Below are 18414 nucleotides of genomic sequence, written 5' to 3' on the forward strand. Positions count from 1 at the left end.
AAGCTATCCAGTTCAATAAAGCTGTCCAGTTCGGTGAAGCTAGCTGACAGTAAGACTAAAGCCAATGTACCTGAGACCAAAGATTGTATGACGCAAGAGACCAAACCTGCTTTGCATTTAGAACCAGCTTTTAAATTGGTGCCTGAGATTGCATTGATTGAATCTTTGCCAGAGCACCTTCAAAAACGCTTTACGCATGCATTGACCTTGATGCATGAAGAGTGGGGTGAGCGTCGTACGTGGGAAGAAATCGCAACAGAGAGCGCGATTTCGCCATACCACTTTCATCGTAAGTTTACTGAGTTGTTTAACGAAACTCCGGGTCAGTATCTAAGCCGAGTTCGGTTACAAATCGCGGTGGGTTTGTTGATCAACGATGAGCCGTGGAGCGTGATTGAAATTGCTCAGTATTGTGGCTACTCATCGTCACAGTCATTAGGTAAGGCGCTTAAGCGCGAGCTTGGTGTTACTGCAAAACATATTCGAGAAATGGGCTACAACGCGACGCCTAAGGAAACGGCAGACTTCATCCAGAAGTTGGCACATCCAGGTGTGCAGTCTTCGATGGAGAAAGAGCTAGTTAAATCTATGCCGATCGAGCTGGTTTGGTATCCAGAACGCGGCATGCAAAAGCTTAAACTGGAAGATCCTGATTGGGACACGGTATTTGAAATCTATGGTCAGAAGTCGACGCACTTGATGGGCACCACACCAATAAAACAGATGAATAATAAATGGGAGGACATCGACGCTGAAATCGGAAATTGGCAAGTCGCGAAAGATCGTTACGATATGACCATTCCTGAAGGCTACTACTTATGCAGCGACGTTTATCTGGTTTCGGATGTGGCGTACAGCACAGCGTTAGAAGCTCTGTTTAAGGCGGTTGAACAACAAGGTTTGAAGTTAGATGTGCAAGGTTATTTGGTAGAGATGATTCGCCAGATCGACACGGATGATGTCGAAGGCGTGACGTTTTCATTTCAGTTGCCCGTTTTAGCGACATTAGAAAAGTAACACCAGACCGAGCGTTTCAGTTTGCTAGCTAATTCCAATAAAAAGGCTCCTCAAATGAGGAGCCTTTGTTTTATTTCAAGGAACCGTTTACCAAGAAACCGGTTATCAAGAGCCTCTGTTCGACGGGTTTAGCCGTTAAACAGAGTAGGGGGATTAAGCCTCTGCTGTTACTTTATCGCTGCTCATCTTTTTAAGCGCAGCGTAACCGAAGCCTGTTACTGCCGTACCTGCTGCAATCGCCACTAGGTACATAAGCACTGGAGAGATAGCGCCAGGAATCAGTAGTACGAACAAGCCGCCGTGTGGAGCCATTAGCTGAGCACCAAACATCATTGAAATAGCGCCAGTTAGTGCACCACCTGCCATACAAGCTGGGATAACACGCATTGGGTCTTTCGCTGCGAATGGGATTGCACCTTCAGAGATGAAACATAGGCCAAGAACGAATGATGCTTTACCTGCTTCACGCTCGCCTGCTTCAAACTTGTCTTTCACTAGGAAAGTCGCAAGGCCCATACCTAGAGCTGGAACCATACCTGCTGCCATGATTGCTGCCATTGGTGCGTAAGTTTGCGAAGCCAGTAGACCAACACCGAACGTGTAAGCTGCTTTGTTTACTGGACCACCAAGGTCGAAACACATCATTGCGCCTAGAATCACACCCAGAAGAATCGCGTTAGACGTTCCCATGTTGTTTAGGAAAGTTGTCATTGCGCTCATCACGCCAGATACAGGGCCACCCACGATGTAAACCATCACAAGACCAGTGAACAAACTCGCAATAAACGGAATGATCAGAATCGGCTTGAGGGCTTCCATGGATTGTGGAAGTTGAACCTTGTCGGCAATGAATTTCGCTGCGTAACCGGCAATGAAACCTGCTGCGATACCACCTAGGAAACCTGCGCCCGTTGAGCTAGCCAACATACCGCCGATTAGACCTGGAGCCAGACCCGGACGGTCAGCAATTGAAAATGCAATGAAACCAGCAAGAACAGGAATCATCAGTGCGAATTCAGAACCACCACCGATAGTCATCAGTGCTGCTGCTAACGTGCCTTCTTCTTTAAACGCTTCGATACCGAATACGAAAGATAGTGCAATGATCAAACCACCCGCAACTACCACTGGAAGCATGTGTGAAACACCTGTCATTAGGTGCTTGTACACGCCTTTCTTCTCGTCAGCAGGTGCTGAATTTGAAGAAGCAGTGTGTTGGTATGGTTTAGCTTCTGCGAACGCTTTTTCCATCTCTTGCTTTGTTTTCTTCAAAGCAGGGCTTGTCGTTGTTTTGTACAGCGCTTTGCCGTTAAAACGATCAAGAGGAACGTCGATGTCGGCAGCGATGATAACAAGATCAGCGTCTGCGATTTCTTGGTCTGTCAGTTGGTTTTTAGCACCTACAGAGCCGCGAGTTTCCACTTTGATTTGGTGACCTAGGCGTTTGCCTTCTGCTTCAAGTGCTTCAGCTGCCATAAAGGTATGTGCAACACCAGTCGGGCAAGCCGTAATCGCTACGATCTTCTTGCTGCTTGTGCTTGCTGTTGTAGAAGAGTTTGGAGAGGTACCAGTCACTTCAACAGTGCTTTCAACTTGAGATGCGTCTAGTACTGTTGCTTCTGCTACCGCTTTCTCTAGGAATGTTTTTGCATCCGCAGTGCATTCAGAGATAGCTGCTTGGTACACTTTTTTGCCGACAAAGCGCGCTTTATCAACGTTTGTGTTGGCTGCGATAACCACAACGTCGCTGCTGTCGATAGCGTCTTGCGATACGGTTGAGTCTGGTAGCACGCTTGATTGACATTCAATAGCGGCGTTCCAACCCAGTGCTTTTGTCGCTTGCTCTAACAAGCCTGCGGCGATGATGCTGTTTGCTACGCCACTAGGGCAAGCTGTGATAATGGTAATATTCATAATAAACCTTTTGTCCTATTTGCTTGTGTCTAACTGGCTAGTTGGAGCACTAAGCGACTGTAATTGGATATTTTGTAGTACTGAATCCAGCTCTTGTTGGCTGGTGATGCCCACGCCTACCTGTGAAACTGCTAGAGCAGATAGGGCGGTTGCGAATTTAATAAGTTCTGGTTTTGGCATCTGTTGCATGTGACCCCAACATAGGCCAGCGACTAATGTGTCACCTGCGCCTACCGTGCTTACCACTTGCATGCGTGGTGGTTGAGCATGTAACCATTCACCTTGGTTTAGCCACATCACGCCTTCTGCGCCAAGTGATACCACGATGTTATCGATGCCTTTTTCACTTAGGGCTTGGCCTGCGTGTTGGCATTGGTCACGAGTTGTCAGTTCTGCATTGAACAGCTGAGACAGCTCTTCATCGTTTGGTTTTATTAACCAAGGTTGCGCATTGATACCGGCTTTAAGTGCGTCACGGCTGCTATCAAATAGCACCTTCTTACCTAAATCGTGTAAGCGTTGAACCCAAGAAGCGCAAAGCTCAGGAGAGATGCCTTGTGGCAAGCTGCCTGCAATTACGAAGTAATCGTGTGTTTCAGCAAGCTCTAACAAGGTTTCTTCAAACGCTTTGATAGCGTCAGCATTAACAGGAACACCTGGGAAGTTGATGTCGCTTACTTGGCCTGAGTTCTCTACCAGTTTTACGTTGATGCGAGTTGCACCGTCGACACGGATAAAGCGGTCCGTTGCGCCCATCTGTTCAAACAGTTGGCAGAACGCTTCTTCGTTATTGCGACCAAGGAAACCCGTTACGGTCACTTTAGCGCCAAGCTCTGAAAGTACTTTTGCTACGTTTACGCCTTTACCTGCCGCGTGTAGAGAGCCTTTGTTTACTAGGCTCACTGAACCCACATTAAGTGCGTCGATAGCGCCTGTTAGGTCGAGAGCAGGGTTTAGCGTAACGGTAACGGCTTTGATTTGTTTATCAGACATATCGATTCCTTAACCTTCGCCAAGGCCTGAAGCGATAGCTTTACCAATCGATTCAAGTGCTTGTGCTGCATCTTCACCTTCAGCAACAAACTGAAGCTGGTGGCCGTGTTTAACGCCAAGCGCGATGACTTTCATCAAGCTCTTCGCGTTCACTTCTTTTCCGTCGCCATCTAGGTTTGAAACGCGGATCGTTGATTCAAACTTCTTCGCTTCAGCAACTAGCATTGCACCCGGACGAGCGTGTAGGCCGTGTGCGTTTTTGATTTTGAATACTGCGCAGTTGTCATCGTCTTGAGAGGCTGTAGAAACCGCTTCACCTTTCAGAAGACCAATCACTTGCGCTGTGTCAGCGGTTAGCAGTTGTTGCTGTTTACCTTCGAAAACCATCTTGCTTAGGTTTGCTAGGATCGAATGGTGCGCACTGTTACAAGCAGCAAATGCCACCAATGCTTTAACCGGTGTGCCTTCGAATTCACAATGGTTCGCTGTTGAAACGAAAGACACGCCAGTGCGAGTTACACCTTTATCACTGCCCAACAACCACAGGCCTTGGCCTAGGTGAGTTGGTGTTTTTGTTACTAGGTCAGCAACAAATGCGTTGTCAGTACAACCTGTGTTCTTAAGTAGGCCGCCCGCCACTGCCGACATTTGAACCATGTCGCTAGCAGGGAAGAGCAGTTGAACCAAAGAAGCGTCTAGGTCGGCTTCTAGTTGAACTTCGCCGTTAAGTAGGGCGATGATTTCATCTTCTGATTTCGCTTGCTTTAATTTCTCTTCAACACCGTCTGCCGCTAGCACTTTCGTTAGCTGCTTAAGAATGCCTAAATGCTCATCAGATTTCGCTGCAATACCAATTGCTACGTAAACACGGTTGCCGTCTGCCCAATCAATACCTTCAGGGAAGTGGTGTACCGCAACGCCTGTCTCTTTTACTAGGCCACGAGTGTCAGTGGTGCCGTGAGGAATCGCGATGCCGTTACCTAGGAATGTTGAGTTCTGGTTTTCACGGTTCAGCATTCCTTCAACGTAGCCAGAGTCAACTAAGCCTTTCGCGGTTAGGTCGCCAGCAATGTTCTGGATAGCTTTGAATTTGTCATCGGCCGTTTGACCAAGAGTGATGTCAGATTTTGATAATTTAAGCATGGTGCCTCTTTAGCGTATCGCTTGAGAATTTGTGTATCGCTACGATTCAGTCTAGAGCAAGAATTAGTGAACTTTACTCGTTGCTTTGCTCTTTGTTTTACTTTAGCTGAATCGGTTCAGCATTCAGTGTAAAAAAATTCAGCAAAGCCGATTTTGGTTTTCAAAATAGTTTTGCTGCGTGTCGTAATTCCAGTTTCGTTAATAACGAGAAGTTGAATCACAACAAATGACGCTCAATCCATACAAAAGGATGATTGAAGTCACTTTTCAGATTTTGCTGAATCCTTTCAGCTTTTATACTGAATCGATTCAGCATATAATTCAACTAATCCGAGGATCAGATCATTGGTTATATGATCCTACGCACAAAATACAGGTCACCCATATGACACTTGATGAAATTGCTAAATTGGCTGGAGTATCGAAAACTACCGCTAGTTATGTCATCAACGGCAAGGCGCAAAAGTACAGAATCAGTGAAAAGACGCAGCAGAAAGTCATGGCGGTGGTGGAAGAGTATAACTACCGACCAGACCATGCTGCTTCGTCGCTGCGTGCTGGTAATAGCCGTTCATTTGGTTTGATTATTCCTGATCTGGAAAACAGCAGTTACGCGCGTTTAGCAAAATTGATAGAGCAGAACTCACGTAAAGTGGGCTACCAGATTTTGATTGGTTGCTCTGATGATGATGCTGAAACTGAACGTAAAGTCGCTGAAGCTTTGGTGAGTCGTCGTATCGATGCCTTGTTGGTGGCGAGTTCAATGCCAGACGCCAATGAGTTCTACTTGAAGCTGCAAAACTCTGGAACGCCGGTTATTGCGATTGACCGTCCGTTAGACGATGAGCACTTTGCTTGCGTGATCAGTGAAGATTTCGAAGCAGCATTTGAACTGACGCATTCGATTCTTGATGACAGCATTCACAGTGTTGGTTTAATCGGCGCGTTACCTGATCTGAACATTTCGCGTGAACGTCAGCTAGGTTTTGAAGCGGCGAACAAAGCGCATACTCAACAAACAGGGCTAACAGAAAATAAGCCGATGGTTGTGGGTTATGGCGAGCACTTTGATAGAGAATCTGGACGCGAGGTTTTTGAAGACTGGATAGCTAAAGGCACAGTTCCCGATGCGATTGTGACTATGTCTTACACCTTGTTAGAGGGCGTGTTGGATGTGATGGTTGAAAAGCCGGAGCTGATCAATCAAGTAAAACTGGCGACCTTTGGTGATAACCGACTGCTCGACTTCTTGCCTTTCAAAGTCCACTCACTGCCGCAGCAATTCGAAGTGATTGCTGATAGCGCCTTTGCTTTGGCGCTAAATGCATCGGCCAAGCGTTACCAAGCGGGTATTGAACTCGTGCCAAGAAGCTTAGTTAGACGAGGCTAAGTGCCATTAGTTTATACGAGGCTAGACTCGTTTTGTTTAGATTAAGCTAGGTTAGATTAGGCTAATTCGTAAACGTATCTAGCTTGGGTTTAACAATAAACCCAGTTCTACGACCGCAACAATGCCGAGCAACAAAGCCAACACTTTCCAAAACTGGATCGGGTTTCGGTTTATCAAAGGTTGCTTGGCTTTGCTTTTGACCAAGCTTTGGTTTGGTGTGTAAAGGTCTGCCACAAAATCCCCCAACACTTGATGACGTTCGCTTGGTGATTCGGCACAGGCTTTTTGTAACACCAAATCTACCCAACTGGGTAAGTCCGCTCGTTTCTGAGTGATGGGTTGGTATTCCCATTGATGGTGGCGAGATTGCTTAAGCGATTGTGCGGTCATTTCAGAGTAGGGCAATTCACCGGTTAGCATCTCATAGCCGATCACAGCGATAGAGAACAGATCAGAACTGGTGGTCGCGCTGATATGTTTGATGGTCTCGGGGGCAATGTAATTGACCGCACCTAATGGAGTGTCGTCTTTGTCTGCGAGCTCTCCTTCTTCAAGTCCTCTGACTAATACAGCGCCAAGGTCGATGATTTTAATCTCGCCATCATGTTGGAGCATGATGTTCTCGGGCTTTAAGTCTCGGTGCACCATATCCGCACGTTGCAATACTCGAATGCCTTGTGTGATTTTTTCTAGTATGTCGCGTACTTCATTGAGTGACGGTTTTGGATTGTCGTACATCCATTGTCTTAGCGTGATGCCTTCTACCCATTCGCAGATTTGATATAAAAATTGCGAGTTCTCTGGCGTCGGGTAGACCTTCATTACTTTCTTATTGTTTAGCAAGATCCCCGCCCATTGTTCATTAAAGAAAGCTCTCAGTTGCGAAGGGCTATCATGATATTGGACGGAAGGGACTTTTAGCACGAACTCGGTTTGTGTCTCTTTTTGCATCACACGATACACATGGCTTCTAGAGCCTGCATACAACACCTCAAGCACCATAAAGTTGTCGATACTTTGCCCGAGCTTTAACGCGGGTGGGATGGCACGTTTAGCCAGCTTTTCATGGAACTCAATGAGCGAAGGTTTAGGTAGATGGCTGACTTGCACAATCAAACAGCTCACGTTATCTGAGCTATTGTGGCTTAAAGCAGTGTTACAGATGGTCTGTGCGGCGTATTCGAAATCCTCTCCAGGCTTATCGATGTGTTCATTGAATGTGTTGGGGGAGACAAACTCGTGTACGCCATCCGATGTGAGGATAAAGCAGTCGTTTTTCTTGATAGGCAGGGTTTGATAGTCAACGTTGAGTTGGTTGTCCATCCCCAAAGCTCGCGTTAGGTAATGTTTCTGTCCCATGTTCTTACGAGTGTGGTCGCGGGTCAGTTGTCGTAATTCTCCATCTCTTAGTAAGTAAATGCGACTGTCGCCAACGTGGAATATATGCGCGGTGTTCGATTTGAGTATCACGCTGCTGAACGTCGAAACGAGGGCGTTGTGGTTCACTTGTTGTGCAGGATGAATGTTAGAAACTGACGTGTTGAAGAGCCAAGAATTGAGGGACGTTAAGACTTTCTGTGCTGAGCGCTGAATGCTCCAGCTATTTGGCGTGGCGTAATAGTCGTCGATAAACTGCATCACGCTGGTGTGACTGGCTTTCTGGCCGTGTTCACTGCAACTTGCCCCGTCTGCTATGCAGGCGACACTGCCTTTCAACTCTTGCTCAGTACGAGTTTTGGGGTGCTTTACAATGATGGCGTCTTGGTTTTCATCACGTATGCCTTTATTCGAATAACCGCCAAACTTCAAAGTCAGTTGGTTATTGGATTCTGGCGTGACGACTTGCCCTTGGCTGAATGAAATTGTCATAACTGGTCTTCTTTTAACTGTTCTTCTTCCCGCTTCCTTGACAGAACATCCTAGGAAGAACAAAAGCTCTAGTGAACGTAGAGCCTTTGAACGAAGCACCTAGCGTTGATGTATCCGCTAAGGTGCCTCTCCCGATTCAATAATATCAATGCTTCTTAGTACAGACCCTAGCTTGAAACATTAATCAGCGTGACACTGCCGTCGTCGTTTACTTCAGCGATTTGACCGTTAGGCTCTTCCATGAACAGTAGAGTTACAAAGCCAAGTACAGCTGTTGCAGCAATCACTAAGAAGAACGTTTGGTAGCTCACGAATGACAACACAGTTAGGTAAACTACCGCACCCACGTTACCGTAAGCCCCGGTCATACCGGCAATCTGACCTGTCATACGGCGTTTGATTAGAGGAACTGTTGCGAATACTGCACCTTCACCCGCTTGCACGAAGAAAGAACACGCCATCGCTGCGACAACCGCTAGCCATACAGGCCATGTGCTGTCGACTTGACCCATTGCAAAGTAACCCACAGCAAGACCAATCGTTAGAATAAGCAGTGTTGGTTTACGACCGAATTTGTCTGAAATCCAACCACCACCAGGGCGAGACATGAGGTTCATAAAGGCATAAGCCGATGCAACCATACCTGCAAGAACTGGTGTTAATTCAAAGGTGTCAGAGAAGAACAGTGGCAGCATAGAAACAACAGCCAGTTCAGAACCAAATGTCGCAAAGTACAATACGTTCAACACAGCAACTTGCTTGAATTTGTATCTGTGAATTTCTGGTACTTCTTCTTTGAATACGTTCTTATTTACCTTCCAAACTTGCGACACTTCGTACACGTAAAGTGCGGCTAAACCTGCGTACACCGAATACACCGCCATGTCAGACAACATGTTGATGTTGCTTGGTGATAGCTTCCATGTCAGTAGCGCTAAAGCGGCATACATTGGGATTTTCATAATAAGTAGGAAGAAAAAGTCACCCTTTGATGTCACTTCCATTGCCGTTACTTGAGCTGGTTTGAAGTAAGTAGAACCTTTTGGTGTATCCGTTACGTTTTTGTAGAACACAAACGAGAACGCTAAGCTCATAAGGCCAGTAATACCAACCGCATAACGCCAGCCGTCTTCACCACCAAACGCTAAAGCCAGAGTTGGAAGTGTAAACGCTGCCGCTGCAGAACCAAAGTTACCCCAACCGCCGTAAATACCTTCTGCAGTACCCAGTTCGTTGTGTGGAAACCATTCAGATACAAGACGAATACCGACAACGAAACCTGCACCAATGAAGCCCAGTAGGAAACGAGCGATGGCCGCTTGAATGAAAGAGTCTGCCATAGCAAACATGAAACAAGGGATAGAACAGACCGCGAGTAGCGAAGAGTAGACCAATCTTGGGCCGTATCGGTCGGTTAACATACCAATGGCGACACGCGCCGGAATGGTCAATGCAACGTTGAGGATCAGCAGTGTTTTGATCTCTTCAGTGGAAAGACCAAGCGACGTTTTTACCATTTGCAGTAGTGGGGCAAAGTTGAACCACACAACAAAGGTGATAAAAAAGGCCATCCAACTTAGGTGTAAGGTTTTCATCTTACCCGTAAATGAAAGCAGCGAAAATTTTGTGTTATCCATGGTTTAAATCCTTTAAATCTGGAAAATTACCCGGCTTTAGCTCGTGCGTTACTTCCGAAATTCGAACGCATTAATGTGGCTAAACCCTGTGCCGAAATTGCTCACGCTGATAAAGCGTTTACATGATGATGTCGGCGTTTAGTTAACTGGCGATAGCAAGCGGTGCGAGAACCTGAACCTGTTCTCCTTGCTTGCGAACTTCAAATTTCACGAGCTTGAGATCGGGTTGTTCAAGGCACGCGCCAGTTTCTAAGTGGTAATGCTGCTTGTATAAGGGTGAGGCTACGTAAGGCTCACCGCTTAATGAACCAATGATACCACGTGACATCACATTCGCCTTGCCAACAGGATCGTAATTAGATAGTCCATAAAGCGTGTCACTGCGCTTACAGTAAAAAATAGCCACTTGGTTATCGTCTACTTTGGCGCAAATACCACCGTTTGGGGTTAAGTCCCGGGTGTTGCATACGGTTGTCCAATTTTCCATGACTTTCTCCTAGTCAAAACATAAAACTAATAATCAATTTAATTAGGGTGATAGCCGACAGCAGTTTTCTTGGGCTGAGCCACTGTCGACTATCGATATTGGGTTTAGTTGTTACTGATTCACTCACCAACCATTCGGCTTACGAAACTTCCGTAACTTCGATTTGGTCAGCCTTGGTTAGCATTTCATCGCGTTGTGAATCTGAAGAAGAGCTCAAGCTCGGCTTAGGAAAACGCTGCTCTCGTTCTTTGATGAATGACAGGCTAGTGTCCATTTCTTCGCTGTTGATGTAGTGCTGGAAACGCTTCATTTTTTCAGGGTTTTCGATGGTGGTTTTCCACTCACATTGGTATTTTTCGATGTTAAGGGCGATATCGGCTTCAAGTTCTTCAGCAACGTTGAGCTTGTCTTCAATCACGACTTGCTTGAGGTATTCAATGCCGCCTTCAAGGTTTTCCATCCATACCGATGTACGCTGTAGGCGATCCGCGGTACGTGTATAGAACATCAGAATGCGGTCGATGTATTGCAGCAGGGTGGTTTCATCAAGGTCGGTCGCGAAAAGGTCACCATGGCGAGGGCGCATACCGCCGTTACCACAGATGTAGAGGTTCCAACCTTTGTCGGTTGCGATAATGCCAAAGTCTTTTGATTGGGCTTCTGCACATTCACGAGTACAGCCAGAAACCGCAAACTTGATCTTGTGGGGTGAGCGCAAGCCTTTGTAGCGGTTCTCTAGTCGAATCGCTAAGCCAACACTGTCGTCGACACCGTATCGGCACCATGTGCTACCGACACACGATTTCACGGTACGAACTGACTTACCGTAGGCATGGCCCGTTTCAAAACCCGCATCAATCAGCTTTTTCCAGATGATTGGCAGTTCGTTAAGTTGCGCGCCAAACAAGTCGACACGCTGACCACCGGTGATCTTGGTGTAAAGGTCGAATTCTTTAGCGACTTCGCCAAGCACAATCAGTCTATCGGGTGTGATTTCACCGCCAGCAATACGCGGAACCACAGAGTAGGTGCCGTCTTTTTGCATGTTACCGAGGTAGATGTCGTTGGTGTCTTGTAGTTCTATGTGTTGATCTTCAAGGATGTAATCGTTCCAGTACGAAGCCAGAATCGAACCGACAGCCGGTTTACACACAGTACAGCCCAATCCGTTTCCGTGAGAATCTAACAGCTCATCGAAGGTCTTGATTTTGTTGACGCGGATGATGTCAGTTAGCTCTTGACGAGAATAAGAAAAGTGCTCACAGATATCGTTAGAAACCTCGACACCTAGGTTACTCAGCTCACTATCCAGAACCTGTTTAGCAAGGGCAGAACAACCGCCACAACCTGTCGACGCATTAGTGGTTTCTTTCAATGCGGCCATCGTGGTGCAGCCTGCTGAAACGGCGTCTTTAATGTCGCCTTTGGTTACATCAAAACACGAACAAATCACTGCGCTATCGGGCAGAGCTTCAACGCCCATTGCCGAACCTGAATCATCGGCCACGTTAGGTAAAATCAACACTGATGGGTTTTCAGGAAGAGGCATATCGTTTTGTTTGATTTGCAGTAGCGAACCGTAAGCTTCTGCATCACCGACCAATACTGCACCGACAATCTTTGTACCGTCTGCCGAGATGATCAGGCGCTTATAAACTTGCTCAATTTCATCGTTATAGGTATACGACTGAGCGCCTTCCGTCTTGCCGTGTACTTCACCAATACTGGCCACATCGACGCCAAGCAGCTTGAGCTTGGTACTCATGTCAGCGCCAGTAAATGCAGCATCGTCAGTACCGCCGGAGACAATATGCGAAGCCGCGACTTTCGCCATGGAGTAACCGGGTGCGACTAAGCCGAAGATCTTGTTGTCCCAAAGCGCACACTCACCAATCGCATACACGTTGTCGATGTTGGTTTGGCAGTGATCGTTAATCACGATGCCGCCACGTTCACCAATGGCAATATTAGAGCTGCGAGCTAGAGCATCTTGAGGGCGAATACCCGCAGAGAACACGATCATATCGGTTTCAAGGTGGGTGCCGTCTGCAAAGTTCATTCTGTAGCGAGCGTTCTCACCCGCGACTATCTCAGAGGTGGCCTTCTCGGTGTGAACCTGCACCCCAAGGTCTTCAATCTTTCTGCGCAGTAGGGCACCGCCACCGTCATCTAATTGAACGGCCATCAGGCGAGGTGCAAATTCAACCACATGGGTTTCCAAGCCAAGGTTTTTGACTGCGTTTGCGGCTTCTAAGCCAAGTAGGCCACCACCAATAACGACGCCAGATTTGCTGCCTTTGCTTGATAATTCAATGGCGTCTAAATCTTCGATGGTGCGATAAACGTGGCAGTGTTCTTGGTCGTTACCGGGAATTGGGGGAACAAAAGGGAATGAACCGGTCGCCAGAATCAAGGTGTCATAACTCTCGGTATGTCCCGATTCAGTCACAACGCACTTATTTTCAGTATCTAGTTGAGCGACTCTCGCGTTGAGAAGGTAATTGACGCCATTACTTTGGTAATACTCTTCGCTGGTTAATGCCAAATCATCAGCATTTCCGCGCTTGAAGTAAGCGGTCAACTGAACACGGTCGTAGGCCAACCTTGGCTCTTCACTAAAAGTAATAACATCAAACTCATCACTGTCTGATTGCAGGATGTTGTCGATAAATTTGTGTCCAACCATGCCGTTACCAACAACGACGATTTTCTTCTTGCTCATAATCCATTCCTTATTCTCGGCGTCACCATCACTAGCATCTAATTTCTAGTCGTTAGCAGATGAATACCGGGTTGAGATTCCACTCAATTCATAATCATCAAGAAAAACAAAAATGTTTTTCTAAGTCTTGGTTTTTAGTGGAGCAAGGAGGGTGCCAGATTGCGAGTTGTTCATTTAAATAAAATTTAATCTATATATTTCAGATATTTAAAAATTGCAGGTGGCACGTAATTACCCCTAAAGTGGTATGTGAAATTTTTGTTAGATTTATATAAATGAGCGTTTGTGGTGCAACTTTCCGCAAGATGGTGCAAAAATTAAGTTTCTATCTTGGTTAAGTTCGATTTTGTTCAGTGTTGATATTTTATCTTTAATTAAGTTGTTGTTTTTAATTGGAAATATTTCAATTTGGTCGACTGGTATTAAGTGGCGTGCTATTTGCTTGGTTTGAGTTATTACAATTATGGATAATTGAGCGAGAAACGGATGACCGATTCAAACAGCGGCTGGATAAAATCAACCTGTGCTTATTGTGGTGTAGGGTGTGGAATAGAAGCGAGACCGACATCGTTAGGAAAACTAGAAGTACGTGGTGATAAAGATCATCCATCAAACTATGGAAAACTATGCACTAAAGGGATTGCGCTCGGCGACACCGTCACGCCTTTAGGTCGTCTTACACAGCCTGCTTATATTCAGAATGAGCAAAAACAAGAGCTGGATTGGAACAGTGCCACTCAGTTGGTCGCAGACAAATTCAATCAAACGATCGAAGAATTTGGAGCCGATTCGGTTGCGTTTTATGTGTCTGGTCAGCTGCTTACCGAAGACTATTACGTTGCAAACAAACTGATGAAAGGCTTCATCGGTAGCGGCAATATCGACAGTAATTCTCGCCTTTGTATGGCTTCAACTGTCGTTGGGCATAAGCGAGCATTTGGCGCAGACACAGTACCTGTCTGTTATGAAGATCTCGAGCAAGCCGATCTAGTCGTGATTACAGGCTCCAACCTAGCATGGTGTCACCCGGTACTTTTCCAAAGGCTAAGAGCCGCGAAACAAGCCAACCCTGCATTGAAAGTCATCGTCATCGACCCGCGTTATACCGACACCTGTGAAATCGCAGACATTCACTTGGCATTGGAATCCGGCTCAGACGTGGCGTTGTTCAATGGTTTATTGGGCTACCTCGACGATAACGACAAGCTAGATGCAGACTACATAGAAAACCACACTCAAGGCTTTACTGAGTCGATTCGATCTGCGACTCAATATCGCTATACCGAATCAGGCTGGGGCGACAAAAGCGTTCCTGAGCTCACCGGGTTAACAGAGCAGCAGCTAAAACAGTTCTACAGTTTGTTTGCATCGAATGAGAAGGTGCTGACCATTTACTCTCAAGGCGTGAACCAATCCACACAAGGGTGCGATAAGGTAAACGCCATTATTAACTGCCATTTAGCGACCGGGAAAATCGGTAAGCCGGGTATGGGGCCATTCTCTGTAACGGGCCAGCCAAACGCGATGGGCGGGCGTGAGGTGGGCGGGTTAGCCAATACTTTAGCAGCGCACTTTGAATTTGGTGATCCGCAATCACACCAAACCGTCAGCGAGTTTTGGCAAACCGACAGCTTAGCCACACATGCGGGTTTAAAAGCGATTGACCTGTTTGATGCCATGAATGAAGGCAAAATCAAAGCCGTGTGGATCATGGCAACCAACCCAGTCGTGAGCCTGCCTGACAGCGAAAAAATCAAAGCCGCATTAGAGAAGTGCCCATTTGTGGTGGTGTCTGACTGCATTGCCGATACGGAAACCACTCGCTTGGCTGATGTAGTGCTGCCCGCGCAAGGGTGGAGCGAGAAGTCGGGCACCGTGACTAACTCTGAGCGTCGAATCTCACGCCAACGCCGTATACTACCAAGCCCAGGGGAAGCCAAACCCGATTGGTGGATATTAAAAGAAGTCGCACAAAAAATGGGATTCAAAGAGCAGTTCGAGTTCCGCCACGAAGGCGAGATCTTCAAAGAGTATTGCGAGATGACAGCGCTCGACAATGAAACAGGCAAAGCGCGAGACTTGTGCTTAATTGGACTCACGCAACTGGATGAGAAAGGTTATGGCGAGCTCACACCACAGCAATGGCCAGTGCTTGAGTATCAACCAGAGATCATCGAGCAGCGTATGTTCACCACTGGCGAGTTTTTTACTGAATCAGGAAAAGCGCAGTTTATTGCGGTTGAGCACGACAAGCCGATTGCCGATACCAGCCTTGAATTCCCACTTATCATGAACACAGGGCGCATCCGAGACCAATGGCACACCATGAGCCGCACAGGCTTGGCCGCAGGCTTGGGTGAACACACCCCAGAACCGTTTGTTGCCATGCACCCAGATACCGTTTCAGAACTGAACTTGGATGAGTTCGGGCTAGATTCGTTCAACCACACGACTATTAATCCAGTGGTGAAAGTGCGCAGCGCACAAGGCGAGTGCCAAGCGCGCTTAGTGGTGACCAAAGAGATGCGCCGCGAACAAGTCTTCATGCCTATCCACTGGAACGCACCCACCGCCAAAGACAGCAAACCGTGTGACTTGATCTTGCCTCATACTGATGCGGCATCAGGCCAACCAGAGTTCAAACATACACCTGTTGTGGTAGAGCCGTGTGGTTATCGCAGTGAAGCGGCACTGGTCAGTGACAAGGTGATGGATTGCAGCGGCTTTGATTACTGGGTACGCCAAAGAGTGGAGGGCGGTTTTCTGTATCGCATCTCATCATCCAAGAACCCAATGGAGCTGGTGATTCAACTGGCCAACACACTCGATGCCTTACCAGAACCCAACGCGGAGGCAATCAAATCACTCCATTACCACGGCAACAAATCATTCAAGAACTACGGCTCTGCCAAGCTGGGTCAGTCTGGTGTAAAGCAGGCCTTCGTGGTGAACAGTAAGCTCGACCATGAAAGCATAGATTGGCTGGTGGCATGTCTAACCCGAGAAGCCGATGAAGAGTTCGAAGCCGAATTTTTGAGTACTATGGCGAAGTAGTTATTACCTCTCGCTCACCATACCTATAGCAAAAACGCCGACAATCATGTCGGCGTTTTTGTTTTTGAATACGATATCCCAAGATAAAACCTTCATTGCCTGAACTGCGGTTTACTCACACATTGGGGAGTTTTCTGCATTTTGCAGAAACTATATGGAAAATTTCTGCTTTTCGTCATGTTTGATACAAAGATAAGTAGGTAAGATTATGTTATTAAGAGAGTTATTGGACTAAGTGAAGTGTGTCTTGGAAACTAGACATAATTGTTTCAGGGACAAAATGCAGAATTATTCTGTCTAATATAGCTGTTAGGTGCTCGTGACCCCAACACTTATGTCAAGTTTTTAAATTAAACAACACCATGGAAAGTAATTATGAAATATAACAATCCAATCAGCCCAAGTTGTATAGATAACTTGCTAGATGACCTATGGCTAAATGAGGACTCTTTAGTTTTAGATGTTGGTTGTGGTAATGGCGAGTTAATTAAAAGAGTTTTAGAAAAGTTTAACTGTCGGGCGGTAGTCATTGAAATTGATGAATTGGAGATCGCTAAAGCAAAGGAAAATTTGGAACTGTATTTAGATCAAATCACCTTTCATAATGCAGCTTTCAAAGATGTTGAACTGCCTAAAGGCGTATTTGACGCGTGCTTTAGCTTAGGCTCTACTCATGCTTTTGGCGATGTTGGTGAAGCTTTAGACCATGCATTGTCTGACATGAAGTCTCTCATAGTTTCCAATGGCGTAATTGTACTTGGAGATGCGTATTGGCGAAAAGAACCAGATAAAGAGTATTTATTAGCAACAGGTATTGATCCGCTAGAATTACGCTCAAACTTTCAAAACATAGAAGCAGGAAATCAACTGGGTCTTGAATGCGCTTATGTCGTTCAATCTTCTTATCAAGATTGGGACACTTTCGAAAGTTCGTTTTGGCTAGCATCCGAACGAGAGTTGTTGCTAGACCCAGAGAATATAGAGCTATTGGATAAAGTAAAAACGAGACGACATTGGAAATATGCGTATTTGAAGTGGGGGCGTGAAACAATGGGGTTTGCTATATACCTGTTCATTCACTCTACACCTCAACGCACCTAACAAACCATTCAAGCAGATTCGCAAACGCGTGCCGATTCCGCTTCGCTTCATTTTAGCACACGTATGCTCACAGCTTAATGGGGCGTTAAATTTCATAAAGGACATAGATGAAAAACTTAGAAAATGAAGTCATTGAATACTTCAAAAAGTTCTCTGTAGAAGCTCGAAAAATTGCTGAGTCTGACGAAAAAACACCTGATTTTCTGATTGAACAGGAAGAAGTCGTTTTGATCGAATTGAAGGAAAAATCAGACGATGAAGCATTACATCAGCGTGAACAAAAAGAGTTAGCTGAAGGTGGCGTATTTGAGCACGTTGGGACTACAGGTTATCGTAACCGTATCTCAGGAGTTATAGGTAACGGAATAAAGCAATTGAAAGCGCAGAAAGAAAATACAAAGAGTGATTTCTGCTTACTGTTTATTGTTGCAAATGGTGTAGCGCAAGGTACACAGGCTGAGCAAATAATTTCAACGCTTTATGGTAGAAAGCACATCATTGACTTTGAATCTCAGTCCAGTGAAGCATCAAGCTGTTACTACGCTTATCATAGCGAGTTCTTTAAGCATAGAAATATCATAGATGGTGTTTTTCTTATCACAAATAGAAACGTTGTTTTGCTTGTTAACGATAAATCACCAAACTACACAGAGTTTAAAGCTTCTTCTTTTCTATCTAAGTTCGTTGGAAAAATCGGAATATTTGACCTTGTCGATCTCGAAGCTAAAGAGAATGTCATGGTCGCTGACTGCGATATTCCTCGAAGTAACGAGGGAGCTGTAAAGCAATATATATTTGAAAAATACTCTATCGAAAGAGGCATGATGTTAGATTTTCCTCAATATTCATTTAAGGCTCAGATCGACGAAAATGAAATTTAACAAAGCGTTTAAGACGGATTCCCAACGCTTGGCATTTTCGGTTTGCTTCAGCTTAAGTGTTTACGGCACAATGATTTAGGTTTGGTGGTAGCGTTGCTCACCACTTAACGCGGCTACATGGATTCCCCCGGTTGTCAAACATCCGCTAAACTTATGTTGATGGGTTTTGGACTGCCGCTCTACATTCGGCCTACTTATCGACGATT

General features: G+C 46.0%; 12 protein-coding genes. 5 read left to right on the plus strand and 7 right to left on the minus strand.

Features of this window, described 5'->3' with window-relative positions:
• Positions 1-1017 (plus strand): AraC family transcriptional regulator (locus H5300_RS19610; RefSeq protein ID WP_259397803.1); only part of this gene is annotated, 1017 nt, incomplete at its 5' end.
• 153 nt (positions 1018-1170) lie between these two features.
• Here the strand turns inward: H5300_RS19610 and fruA are convergent.
• The 3 genes from fruA to fruB are packed head-to-tail and all read right to left on the minus strand — an operon-like array spanning position 1171 to position 5067.
• The gene (fruA, locus tag H5300_RS19615; protein ID WP_182796654.1) at positions 1171-2931 is read right to left on the minus strand and encodes a PTS fructose transporter subunit IIBC; all 1761 of its coding nucleotides are present in this window, start codon (positions 2929-2931) and stop codon (positions 1171-1173) included.
• Positions 2932-2946: 15 nt separating this feature from the next.
• On the minus strand, positions 2947-3924 hold the full coding sequence (pfkB, locus tag H5300_RS19620; RefSeq protein WP_054547030.1) for a 1-phosphofructokinase: 978 nt from the start codon (positions 3922-3924) through the stop codon (positions 2947-2949).
• A gap of 9 nt (positions 3925-3933) precedes the next feature.
• A complete protein-coding gene (fruB, locus tag H5300_RS19625) occupies positions 3934-5067 on the minus strand; it encodes a fused PTS fructose transporter subunit IIA/HPr protein (RefSeq protein WP_182796655.1) in 1134 nt (377 codons plus the stop codon).
• Positions 5068-5452: 385 nt separating this feature from the next.
• Between fruB and cra the strand changes: the two genes are divergently transcribed.
• The gene (gene cra / locus H5300_RS19630; RefSeq protein WP_029224404.1) at positions 5453-6457 is read left to right on the plus strand and encodes a catabolite repressor/activator; all 1005 of its coding nucleotides are present in this window, start codon (positions 5453-5455) and stop codon (positions 6455-6457) included.
• Positions 6458-6535: 78 nt separating this feature from the next.
• Here the strand turns inward: cra and H5300_RS19635 are convergent, their stop codons facing one another.
• The 4 genes from H5300_RS19635 to nirB all read right to left on the minus strand — a co-directional run bounded on the left by H5300_RS19635 (position 6536) and on the right by nirB (position 13172).
• The gene (locus H5300_RS19635; RefSeq protein WP_182796656.1) at positions 6536-8326 is read right to left on the minus strand and encodes a bifunctional protein-serine/threonine kinase/phosphatase; all 1791 of its coding nucleotides are present in this window, start codon (positions 8324-8326) and stop codon (positions 6536-6538) included.
• Positions 8327-8493: 167 nt separating this feature from the next.
• Positions 8494-9963, minus strand: a complete 1470-nt coding sequence (locus H5300_RS19640) for a NarK family nitrate/nitrite MFS transporter (protein WP_182796657.1) — start codon at positions 9961-9963, stop codon at positions 8494-8496.
• Positions 9964-10105: 142 nt separating this feature from the next.
• Positions 10106-10450, minus strand: coding sequence for a nitrite reductase small subunit NirD (gene nirD / locus H5300_RS19645; protein ID WP_004730303.1), 345 nt, complete (start codon positions 10448-10450; stop codon positions 10106-10108).
• 139 nt (positions 10451-10589) lie between these two features.
• A complete protein-coding gene (gene nirB / locus H5300_RS19650; RefSeq protein WP_102491886.1) occupies positions 10590-13172 on the minus strand; it encodes a nitrite reductase large subunit NirB in 2583 nt (860 codons plus the stop codon).
• Positions 13173-13643: 471 nt separating this feature from the next.
• On the opposite strand from nirB, the gene H5300_RS19655 reads away from it, so the two are divergent.
• From H5300_RS19655 to H5300_RS19665, 3 genes are all read left to right on the plus strand, one after another.
• Complete coding sequence (locus H5300_RS19655; protein WP_182796658.1) at positions 13644-16226, plus strand: molybdopterin oxidoreductase family protein; 2583 nt, start codon at positions 13644-13646, stop codon at positions 16224-16226.
• 375 nt (positions 16227-16601) lie between these two features.
• Complete coding sequence (locus tag H5300_RS19660; protein ID WP_182796659.1) at positions 16602-17327, plus strand: class I SAM-dependent methyltransferase; 726 nt, start codon at positions 16602-16604, stop codon at positions 17325-17327.
• Between the two features lie 107 nt (positions 17328-17434).
• Positions 17435-18208, plus strand: coding sequence for a hypothetical protein (locus H5300_RS19665; protein ID WP_182796660.1), 774 nt, complete (start codon positions 17435-17437; stop codon positions 18206-18208).
• Positions 18209-18414: the final 206 nt, after the last annotated feature.

It is taken from the genome of Vibrio sp. SG41-7, from assembly GCF_014164465.1.
Classification (GTDB): domain Bacteria; phylum Pseudomonadota; class Gammaproteobacteria; order Enterobacterales; family Vibrionaceae; genus Vibrio; species Vibrio splendidus.